Raw genomic sequence first — 10109 nt, forward strand, 5'->3', positions numbered from 1 at the left:
TACGGCCATCGCCTTCGTGGAGGCACACAAGGCCTGGACGCCGCTGATCGCGGGCGGCCTCGCCTTCTGCGAGTCGATCGCGGTCCTGTCGCTGTTCGTGCCCGCCACCGTGATCCTGATCGCCATCGGCGCGCTGGTGGGGGGCGCCGACATCGCGTTCTGGCCGGTGGTCCTGGGGGCCGCCGTCGGCGCCGCTTTGGGCGACTGGATGTCCTACGAGGCGGGGCACTGGCTCGGGCCGGGGGCGAAGACCAAGTGGCCGCTGCGGCGCTACCCCGAACTGACCGCCAAGGCCGAGGCCTTCATCGGCCGCTGGGGAATCGCCGCGGTGGCGCTCGGGCGGTTCTTCGGGCCGGCACGTGCGCTGGTACCGTTGCTCGCCGGGATCCTCGGGCTGTCGCGGCTGCCGTTCCAGGCGGCCAACATCGCCTCCGCGCTGGTCTGGGCCTTCGTGCTCCTGGCGCCAGGGGCCGGGCTGCTGACGTGGCTCGACCGATGATCCGGCGCGATCGCTGATGCGCCGGTTCCCGCCGGAGCGGATCGTCTGCCTCACCGAGGAGACGGTCGAAACCCTGTACCTGCTGGGCGAGGAGGACAGGATCGTCGGCGTCTCGGGTTACGCGGTGCGCCCGGCCCGGGTCCGGAAGGAGAAGCCCCGGGTCTCGGCCTTCACCAGCGCCGACATCCCAAAGATCCTGGCGCTGGCGCCGGACCTCGTCCTCGCCTTCTCGGATCTCCAGGCCGACATCGTGGCCGACCTCGCCCGCGCGGGTGTGGCGGTCCACCTGTTCAACCAGCGCGATCTGGCCGGATGCCTTGCCATGGTGCGGACGCTCGGGGCGCTCGTGGGCGTTCCCGAACGGGCCGAGACCCTGGCGGCCGGCTTCGAGACGCGGCTGGCGGAGGCGGCGCGCACCGCGCAGGACCGGCCGCCCCTGCGGGTCTATTTCGAGGAATGGGACGCGCCGATGATCTCCGGCATCGGCTGGGTCTCGGACCTGATCGCCCAGGCTGGCGGCCAGGACGTTTTTCCGGACCTGAGCCGTCAGGCGGCCGCGAAGGACCGGATCGTCACGCCCGAGCAGGTGGTCGCGGCCGCGCCCGAGGTGATTCTCGCTTCGTGGTGCGGGAAGCGGGTCAACATCGACCGGATCCGGGCGCGGCCGGGTTTTTCCGGGATTCCGGCGGTGCGGGACGGGCGCATCCACGAGATCAAGTCGCCGCTGATCCTCCAGCCGGGCCCGGCCGCGCTCACCGATGGGTTCGACGCGATCCGGGCCTGTCTCGGGTAGCCGCCGCGGGGTGGTCCCGGGTCGCAGGTGACGGATGGCGCCCGGGTTGGCAGGATGTACCGATTCGAGACAGGTGCATCCCCCGCGATTGATGTCCGCTTCCCCAGGCCTCTCCGACACCGCCCCCGCGGTCATCGACGCGTTCCTGCCGCCCGACCGGCGGCAATCGCCCACGGCCCTGCGGATCCAGCGTGGCGTGCGCCGGCTGTTCTCCGAGATGGGCTGCGTCACGCTGCCGGAATTCTCCCTCGTGAACGGCCGCCGGGCCGACGTGATCGCGCTCTGCGGGGCGGGCAAGCTCACGATCGTGGAGATCAAGTCGAGCGTCGCCGACTTCCGCGCCGACCGGAAATGGCCGGATTACCGGGATTTCTGCGATCGGTTCTTCTTCGCAATCCCCGAGGACGTGCCGGAATCGCTGATCCCGGAGGAATGCGGCCTGATCGTCGCCGACGGCTACGGCGCCGGGATCCTGCGCGAGCCACCGGAGCACCCGCTGAGCGGCGCCCGCCGGAAGGCCGTGACGCTGCGTTTCGCCCACAGCGCCGCGCGCATCCTCCATGCGCTCGCCGATCCGGGCGCGGTGCGGGAAGGGGCGCTGTAGAATACGGCCGGCGGCCCGATTCGCGCCGACGCGACGGACCGCATGCGCTTGGTTCTCGACACCAACGTCATCGTGGCGGCGCTGCGAAGCCCGACAGGCGGTTCCACTGCGTTGCTGCGCCGGGTCCGGGCCGGCGAGTTCCGGATGCTCCTGAGCGTTCCGCTGCTTCTGGAATACGAGGCCGTCACGCTGCGGCCGGAGCACCTGCAGGCGGCGCAAATAGCGGCTTCGGATGTCGCCAACGTCTTGGACGTCCTCGCCCTGTTCGCCGAACCCGTCGCGATCCATTATCTTTGGCGCCCGCGGCTGCGGGATCCGGCGGACGAAATGGTTTTGGAGGCGGCGGTGAACGGTCGAGCCGACGCAATCGTGACGTTCAATTGAGCGGATTTCGGTAGTGTCCCCGCTGCATTCGGCATCGAAGTCGTCGGTCCGGGCGACATCCTGAGAGGAGGCTGATCGGCCATGGATCGCGATGTTACGGTGCATCTGCCGCATTCGCTGACGGATGCGGCCGAACGGGTCGCCCGGGAAGGCGGAACGACCCTCGACGCATTCGTCGCGTCTGCGGTGGCCGAGAAGCTTTCGGCGATGAAAGCAGCTGCTTTCCTTGCTGAACGTGGTCGGCGCGCGGACTTGGATGCCTTCGATCGCTTCATGAGCCGGCCGAACGGCCTTCCCCCGGCTCCCGAAGATCGCCTTAACGACTTACGCGTCACTGCGGTCCGGACATCCGCGCCGAGTCTGCACGCCGAGTTCGGCGGTTCATCTCGCAGAGACGGTTGGCGATGGACGTCAGGGTTTGGGCTGCGCGTCTGCGGTGGTATTCCACCGACGATTGAAATCTGACTAGAACGGCTGCGCTTCCCGTGGATCCAGCGCCGAGCCCGCTTCATCGATGACCTCCGTCGCCCTGTTCGAGCTGATCCTCGGCCTCCTCGGCGCGGCCCTGCTGCTGTCCCTCGCGGCGGGGCGGCTGGGCTTCCCGCCGGCCGCCGCCCTCGTGCTCGGCGGTATGGCGCTGGCCGTGGCGCCGGGCCTGCCGGCCTTCGATCTCGATCCGGACCTGATCATGGTCCTGTTCCTGCCGCCGCTCCTGCTCGAATCGGCCTACTTCACCGTCTGGCGCGACTTCCGGGCGAGTCTCGGCCCGATCCTGTCCCTGTCGCTCGGGGCGGTGGTGTTCACGACCCTGGTGGTCGGCCTCGTCGCCCACGCGGTGGTGCCGGCCCTGCCCTGGGCGGCCTGCTTCGCGCTCGGCGCCATCGTGTCGCCGCCGGACGCGGTCGCCGCCAAGGCGGTGCTCGCCCGGGTCGCCCTGCCCCGGCGGATGATCACGGTGCTGGAGGGCGAGAGCCTGGTGAACGACGCGTCCGGCCTCGTGCTCTACCGGCTCGCCGTGGCGGCGGCGCTGACCGGCAGCTTCAGCGCGTGGTCGGCGGCCGGCAGCTTCGCGTGGCTCGCGGTGGCGGGCGTCGCGGTGGGACTCGTCTGCGGGCTGGCGGTGAACACCCTGGTGCGGCGGCTGCACGATGCCAACGCCATCACGGTGCTGAGCTTCCTGGCCTCCTACGCCGCCTACCTCGCGGCCGAGGAGGTCCACGCCTCCGGGGTGCTGGCCGTGGTGGCCTGCGGCCTGATGATGGGCGGGCGGGAGCACGAGACCTTCGACGCCCAGGCGCGCCGTCACGCCGTGGCGGTGTGGCAATTCGTGGTCTTCGTGCTGGAGGCGCTGGTCTTCGTGCTGATCGGGCTGGCGCTCCGTGGCGTGCTGGCTCGGACAGGCGGTGAGTTCGGATCGCTCGCGGCGGGGATGCCCCTGGCGCTCGCCGTCACGGTGGCGTGCGTGGTCGCCCGTCTGGTCTGGGTGTTCCCCGCCGTCTACCTGCGGCGGATCCTGTCGGCGCGGGTGCGCGCGGAGGAGCCGCCGCCGAACCCCGCGGTGCCGCTGATCGTCGGCTGGGCCGGGATGCGCGGGGTGGTGACGCTGGCGGCCGCCCTGGCGCTGCCGGTGGATTTCCCGGGCCGCGATGCGATCCTGCTGGCGGCCTTCGTGGTGATCCTGTTCACGGTGCTGGTGCAGGGGACCACGCTGGGATCGCTGATCCGCCGGCTGCGGCTCGATCCCACCACGGATCTGCCCGACGGCCATCTCGACGCGCCCATGGCCCGGGTGGTGGTCAACGAGGCGGGCCTCGCCGCCCTCGAAGGATTGGTGTTTCCGGAGACCGGGGCGCCGCAGCATCCGCGGCTGGTCGAGGACTACCGCCGCCGGGTCCGGGCCACCGCCCGGGACCGCGACGAGCGGAAAGCCCTCGAGGCCGAGAAGACCGAGCATTTCGCCGCCGCGCTGCTCGCCGTGCGCTCAGGCCGCTCGGCGCTGATCGACCTGCATCGGCAGAACCGGATCCACAGTTCGGTGCTGCGTCAGCTCGAGACGGAGATCGATCTCGAGGAACTCCACCTCAAGCGCTTGGCCGGAACCGCGCCGGCCCACGGCTGAGTCTGCTGTCTGCCCTCAGTGAGCCGCGCAGCCGTCCGCCGGCTGGCCGTAGCCGCTGTAGACCACCCGCACCTTGCGGGCGCAGCCCGCCTTGCCCGTCGGCGCGAGAGTCACCGGGGAGACCTCCACCGGCTCGACCCGCAGGGTCGCGGCGATCGGCTGGTCCTCGGCGGTCGCGAGCGCGCGGCTGGCGCTCATCACGAACGGCGTGGCAACCAGAGATGAGACGGCAAGCGCGGCCAGGACGGCGATGTTCTTGCGGCCGAAAGTGTTAATGGTGCGAGTGGTGCGCATGGCGGGTCGTCCGACGTATTCCGTACGGCAGCGCTGAGGTGCCGAGATCCCCTTTTGCGCTGATAACTTGGCCGTCAGCTCGGCGGTTCCGGGTTATTGCCCAAAAACCGCCACGCTTGGGTGTCGCCGCGCACGTCGGTGCAGATGTCAGAACAGCTTGCGGTACTGCACGAAGCCGGACTTCTCGGCGATGCGATCGTAGAGCTGCATCGCGTCCGCGTTGGTCTCGTGCGTCAGCCAATGGACGCGGGAGCACCCGGCGGCTTTCGCGACCGCGTAGACGTGCTCGATCAGCCGCCGGCCGATCCCGAGGCCGCGGGTCCCGTCCGCCACGAACAGATCCTGCAGGTAGCAGTAATCACCGACCGTCCAGGCCGAGCGATGGCGGATGTGGTGGACGAGGCCGACCGCCTCTGTGCCGCGCCACGCCAGGGCGCCGTCGACCGGCTCGGCCGGATCGTTGAGGCGGGCCCAGTTGGTGTCGGTGACGGCCTCGGACAAGTCGACCTTGTAGAAGGCCTGGTAACCGCGCCAGAGGGGCAGCCATGCCGCCCGGTCGCCGGGGCCGATCGGGCGGATCGTGAGGGCGGTCGTATCGGCGTCCATGAGGTCCTCCGGGTGCAGATCTGCGGGATCGGATCACCATCCGGCCCGGACGCGCAAGCCGGGCCGCCTCGCACCTGTCGCCTTGCACCCCCGCCCGCCCGCACCTAAACCGGCCCGCCGGCGGTCCGAGCCGCCGCATGAGCCCGAGCCTCTGTCCCCATGTCCGAAAAAAAATCCTTCCAGGGTCTGATCCTGACGCTTCAGGAATTCTGGGCGGCGCAGGGCTGCGTGATTCTCCAGCCCTACGACATGGAGGTCGGCGCCGGCACGTTCCACCCGGCCACGACCCTGCGGGCGCTTGGCCCGAAGCCCTGGAAGGCGGCCTATGTCCAGCCCTCCCGCCGGCCCAAGGACGGCCGCTACGGCGAGAACCCCAACCGGCTCCAGCACTATTACCAGTTCCAGGTGATCCTGAAGCCGAACCCGCCGAACCTTCAGGAGCTCTACCTCGCCTCGCTGAAGGCTATCGGGGTCGATCTGACGCTCCACGACATCCGCTTCGTCGAGGACGATTGGGAGAGCCCGACGCTCGGCGCCTGGGGCCTCGGCTGGGAATGCTGGTGCGACGGGATGGAAGTCTCGCAGTTCACCTACTTCCAGCAGGTCGCGGGCTTCGAATGCGTCCCCGTGGCGGGCGAATTGACCTACGGGCTGGAGCGGCTCGCCATGTACGTCCAGGGGGTCGAGAACGTCTACGATCTGGATTTCAACGGCGCCGAGGGCCCCGACCGGATCACCTACGGCGACGTGTTCCTGCAGGCCGAGCAGGAATATTCCCGCCACAACTTCGAGGCGGCCGACACCGCCATGCTGTTCCGCCAGTTCACCGACGCGGAGGCGGCCTGCCGGACCTATCTCGACGCCGGAGCGCCGACCGCGGAGGGCGCGCGCCACCGGATGGCGCAGCCGGCCTACGACCAGTGCATCAAGGCGAGCCACGTCTTCAACCTGCTCGACGCGCGGGGCGTGATCTCGGTGACCGAGCGCCAGAGCTACATCCTGCGGGTGCGGGAACTGGCCAAGGCCTGCGGCGCGGCGTGGTTGAAGACGGCGGCCGGGGGCGCGTGAGGATAGTGGCTTAAAGCGGGTAGGCGGTGCAGAAGAACCGGCGCGGGTCGTCCGGTCTCGATTGCCAGACCGATCGGAACAGCGGATTGCTGCCATCGGGGGTCTCAAGCGGACCCTCGTAGACGTATTTGCGTCCGTGGACGCCGGCGACCTCACGCACGAGTTGACTCGGGCGTGCGTGGCGGAACAGGGCCGAAAGGAGGAGATGGTCGTCGGGTTGCGTGAAGCCGCAGGCCAGCAAAACGCGGGCCTTGTGACGCCCCTTGCGATGATCGAGATTGAGCAGATAGCCGTGGATCTTGGCTGCTGCGATCGTGAGATCCGGCGTCCAGTCGTCAGGATCGTCGGCCACCCGTTTCAGGCCGCGCGCAGGGCGTCGGCCTGGACCGTCGCATTGCCCACGACCGGCTCGTCGAATTCGATCTCGTAGGCTTCACCGTCTCCCCAGACGCCGACGACGGTACCCTCTGCGCCAGCCGGAACCGTGGTGCCGTCATCTGTCACGACCTCACGCAACAGCGCGACGACGCACAGTTCGGCAAAAGCATGCGGCTGCGCCACCGGCCGCCGCGACTGGAAAAGCGTGTCGAACGACATGCCGCATCATGGGCGCACCGTCAGCGCTTGCGCAAGGGGCGCGCGTCGGTTGTTCCGGCCGGCGGAGCCCCTAGGCCCCCTCGCGCGTTGCAACCCCCGCCAACCGGCGCGCCCCGGCGCGTCCGCAGACGCGGGAAACACCTGATGAAGAAGACCCTCCTCGCCCTCAGCCTCCTCGGGTTCGGCCTCGCCCCCGCGCTGGCGGCCGATCCCGGCCCGGAGACCGTCGTGAAGAAGCTCTACGCCGAGCCGCATCCGAATCACTCCGCGGTCTACTCGAAGCGCCTTCAGGGCCTGTTCGACGCCGACGCCAAGCAGGCCAACGGCGCGACCGGCAACCTCGATTTCGACTTTCGCCTCAACGGCGAGCCCCTGAAGCCCGACACCGTGAAGAGCCTGACCTTCAAGGAGGCCACCGAGGGCAAGGACCAGGCGAAGGTCACGGTGGAGCGCAAGGGCGGCGACGGCTCCAAGGCAATCGTCTACGATCTCGTGCGTGAGGATGGCGGCTGGAAGGTCTCCGACGCCCACGCGATCGGCGACCGCAAGTGGCAGCTCTCGACCATCCTCAAGGGCGAGGCGCACTAAGGCGGATCCCCGGCCCTCGACAGGGGTGCGGCGCGGCGATATGGCCGCGCCATGCCCGACCTCCTGCTCGAACTCCGCTCGGAAGAGATCCCCGCCCGCATGCAGCGGCGCGCGGCTGAGGATCTCAAGACGCTCGTCACCGACGCCCTGGTGGCGCGCGGCTTCCTGTACGAGGGCGCCAGGGCGTTCTCGACCCCGCGTCGGCTGGCGCTCCATATCGCCGGCTTGCCCGCCCGGGGCGAGGCGGTGCGCGAGGAGCGGCGCGGCCCGCGGGTCGGCGCCCCCGAGGCGGCCGTCCAGGGCTTCCTGAAGGGCGCGGGGCTGACGAGCCTGGATCAGGCCACGACGGTCACCGACCCCAAGAAGGGCGAATTCTACCTCGCGGTGATCGAGCGCCCCGGCCGCGCGACGCTTGACGTGCTGGCCGAACTCCTGCCGGAGATCATCAAGAATTTCCCCTGGCCGAAATCCATGCGCTGGGGCGCGGCCTCGGCCGAGCCGGGCGCCTTGCGCTGGGTTCGCCCGCTGCAATCGATCGTCGCCACTTTCGGGCCGGAGACCGAGACCCCCGAGGTCGTGCCGTTCTCGGTCGGCGGGATCACGGCCGGCACCACGACCTACGGCCACAGGTTCCTGGCGCCCGAGGCGATCGAGGTGCGCCGGTTCGACGACTACATCCAGGCCTTGGAGCGGGCGAAGGTGATCCTCGACCCCGAGCGGCGCAAGGACGTGATCCTGCACGACGCCCGCGACCTCGCCTTCGCCCGGGGTCTCGACCTCGTGGAGGATGAGGGCCTGCTGGACGAGGTCTCGGGCCTCGTGGAATGGCCGGTGGTGCTGATGGGCTCGTTCGACGACGCCTTCCTCGACATTCCCGCCGAGGCGATCCGGGCGACGATCCGGGCGAACCAGAAGTGTTTCGTGCTGCGGAAATCGGGTTCGGAGGAACTGGCCCCGGCCTTCATCCTGGTCTCGAACCTCGTGGCCTCGGACGGCGGGCAGGCGATCACCGCCGGTAACGAGCGGGTGGTCCGGGCGCGCCTCTCGGATGCGAAGTTCTTTTGGGAGACCGACAAGGCGACCCGCCTGGAGGACCGGCTGCCGAAGCTCGACAGCATCGTGTTCCATGAGAAACTCGGGACGCAGGGTGAGCGGATCGCTCGCATCGCCGCTTTGGCGAAGGAGCTGGCGCCGCTGGTGGGGGCCGATCCGGTGCTGGCCGAGCGCGCGGCGCGCCTCGCCAAGGCCGACCTCGTCACCGAGATGGTTGGCGAGTTCCCCGAGTTGCAGGGGCTGATGGGGCGCAAGTATGCGACGCTTCAGGGCGAGCATCCGAGCGTCTGCGCGGCCATTGAGGAGCATTACAAGCCGGTCGGCCCCTCCGACCGGGTGCCGAGCGATCCGGTGTCCGTCGCGGTGGCGCTGGCCGACAAGTTCGATACGCTGGTTGGTTTTTGGGTGATCGAGGAGAAGCCGACCGGGAGCAAGGACCCGTTCGCGCTGCGGCGGGCGGCGCTAGGGGTGACTCGATTGATTCTGGAAAATAGTATTAGAATTAATATTCTGGAAACGCTGCATATATCGGGCGAGATGTATCTTGATCGCCGCGCCCTCTCTGACCTCAGAAGGGTCGAAAAGCAGGCGCAAGAATTTGGCATTCAAGGTTTTGGTGCGGCGGATGCGGAACGTAAATTGCGCGCTCTGGAGAAGCAAAACGAATTTGGCGCCGATAGGGCAGGAGATTTCATCGCCAAATTGGTCGCAATGGAAATCGATCTTCTCGCTTTCTTCGCCGACCGCCTCAAAGTCTACCTCCGCGATCAGGGCGCCCGCCACGACCTGATCGACGCCGTCTTCGCTCTGCCCGGCCAGGACGACCTGCTGATGGTGGTCCGCCGGGTCGAGGCCCTTGGGCAATTCCTCGACACCGAGGACGGAAAAAACCTGCTCGCGGGTTACAAGCGCGCGGCCAACATCCTGCGGATCGAGGAGAAGAAGGACGGTCGCGCCTACGACGCCGCGCCCGACGCCGCCCTCGCAACCGCGGGCGAGCCGGCTGAGCGGGCGCTCGCCGAGGCCCTGGCGAAGGCGCGGGAGACCGCCTCGGCGGCCGTCGCCCGCGAGGATTTTGCCGGCGCCATGCAGGCGCTCTCGACCCTGCGGGCGCCGGTGGACGCGTTCTTCCAGGACGTGACAGTCAACGCGCCGGATCCGAAACTGCGCGAGAACCGTCTGCTGCTGCTCAACGCGCTCCGCGCCGCGACGCGGGAGGTGGCGGAGTTCGCGAAGATCGAGGGGTGAAACGCGCCGCTCTCCCTCCCCCCTCTGTGGGCTTGCGGATTCACGGATCGGCATCGGCCATATGGCCTCAAGACAGGGCGCGGGTCCCCTCTCCCGTGCGGGAGAGGTCTGCTTTCGCAGAAAGCCGGGTGAGGGATGAGAACTGTCCGGACGAGGCGCGCCGTGAACGCGCGTCGATGGCGTGCCTCGTCCTGAGCCTCCTCGTCCCTCACCCCAACCCTCTCCCGCACGCGAGAGGGGGCTCTCGCGCTCGGCC

At 69.1% G+C, this 10109-nt stretch carries 13 protein-coding genes; 9 read left to right on the forward strand and 4 right to left on the reverse strand.

Annotated elements, in window-relative coordinates; all coding sequences use genetic code 11:
* The first annotated feature begins 7 nt into the window (after nt 1-7).
* From OXS49_RS31110 to OXS49_RS31135, 6 genes are all read left to right on the forward strand, one after another.
* Nucleotides 8-499 (forward strand): DedA family protein, encoded by a 492-nt coding sequence (locus tag OXS49_RS31110; RefSeq protein ID WP_267428452.1) that lies wholly within the window; start codon nt 8-10, stop codon nt 497-499.
* 16 nt (nt 500-515) lie between these two features.
* Nucleotides 516-1292 carry a cobalamin-binding protein gene (locus OXS49_RS31115; RefSeq protein WP_267428443.1) on the forward strand — a complete coding sequence of 259 codons (777 nt, stop codon included), beginning with the start codon at nt 516-518 and terminating at the stop codon, nt 1290-1292.
* Between the two features lie 91 nt (nt 1293-1383).
* On the forward strand, nt 1384-1896 hold the full coding sequence (locus OXS49_RS31120; protein WP_243998017.1) for an MmcB family DNA repair protein: 513 nt from the start codon (nt 1384-1386) through the stop codon (nt 1894-1896).
* 42 nt (nt 1897-1938) lie between these two features.
* Nucleotides 1939-2280 (forward strand): putative toxin-antitoxin system toxin component, PIN family, encoded by a 342-nt coding sequence (locus tag OXS49_RS31125; protein WP_267428444.1) that lies wholly within the window; start codon nt 1939-1941, stop codon nt 2278-2280.
* An 81-nt stretch (nt 2281-2361) separates the two neighbouring features.
* Complete coding sequence (locus OXS49_RS31130; RefSeq protein ID WP_243998013.1) at nt 2362-2745, forward strand: hypothetical protein; 384 nt, start codon at nt 2362-2364, stop codon at nt 2743-2745.
* 49 nt (nt 2746-2794) lie between these two features.
* A complete protein-coding gene (locus OXS49_RS31135) occupies nt 2795-4399 on the forward strand; it encodes a Na+/H+ antiporter (RefSeq protein ID WP_267428445.1) in 1605 nt (534 codons plus the stop codon).
* Between the two features lie 15 nt (nt 4400-4414).
* On the opposite strand, the gene OXS49_RS31140 is transcribed toward OXS49_RS31135, so the two are convergent.
* Entirely contained in the window at nt 4415-4693 is a 279-nt protein-coding gene (locus tag OXS49_RS31140) for a hypothetical protein (RefSeq protein WP_267428446.1), read from the reverse strand.
* 147 nt (nt 4694-4840) lie between these two features.
* The gene (locus OXS49_RS31145) at nt 4841-5299 is read right to left on the reverse strand and encodes a GNAT family N-acetyltransferase (protein ID WP_267428447.1); all 459 of its coding nucleotides are present in this window, start codon (nt 5297-5299) and stop codon (nt 4841-4843) included.
* A 159-nt stretch (nt 5300-5458) separates the two neighbouring features.
* Here OXS49_RS31145 and OXS49_RS31150 point away from each other — a divergent pair, with 159 nt between their 5' ends.
* Complete coding sequence (locus OXS49_RS31150; RefSeq protein WP_267428448.1) at nt 5459-6367, forward strand: glycine--tRNA ligase subunit alpha; 909 nt, start codon at nt 5459-5461, stop codon at nt 6365-6367.
* 10 nt (nt 6368-6377) lie between these two features.
* On the opposite strand, the gene OXS49_RS31155 is transcribed toward OXS49_RS31150, so the two are convergent.
* Nucleotides 6378-6719: a DUF6883 domain-containing protein gene (locus OXS49_RS31155; protein WP_267428449.1), complete on the reverse strand. Its 342-nt coding sequence runs from the start codon at nt 6717-6719 to the stop codon at nt 6378-6380.
* A gap of 5 nt (nt 6720-6724) precedes the next feature.
* A complete protein-coding gene (locus OXS49_RS31160) occupies nt 6725-6964 on the reverse strand; it encodes a DUF4926 domain-containing protein (protein WP_267428450.1) in 240 nt (79 codons plus the stop codon).
* Nucleotides 6965-7108: 144 nt separating this feature from the next.
* Between OXS49_RS31160 and OXS49_RS31165 the strand changes: the two genes are divergently transcribed.
* Both OXS49_RS31165 and glyS read left to right on the forward strand, forming a co-directional pair.
* Nucleotides 7109-7552 carry a YbjP/YqhG family protein gene (locus OXS49_RS31165; RefSeq protein ID WP_243998001.1) on the forward strand — a complete coding sequence of 148 codons (444 nt, stop codon included), beginning with the start codon at nt 7109-7111 and terminating at the stop codon, nt 7550-7552.
* Between the two features lie 51 nt (nt 7553-7603).
* Nucleotides 7604-9853, forward strand: coding sequence for a glycine--tRNA ligase subunit beta (gene glyS / locus OXS49_RS31170; protein WP_267428451.1), 2250 nt, complete (start codon nt 7604-7606; stop codon nt 9851-9853).
* Nucleotides 9854-10109: the final 256 nt, after the last annotated feature.

The organism is Methylobacterium sp. GC_Met_2 (assembly GCF_026540795.1).
Classification (GTDB): Bacteria; Pseudomonadota; Alphaproteobacteria; order Rhizobiales; family Beijerinckiaceae; genus Methylobacterium.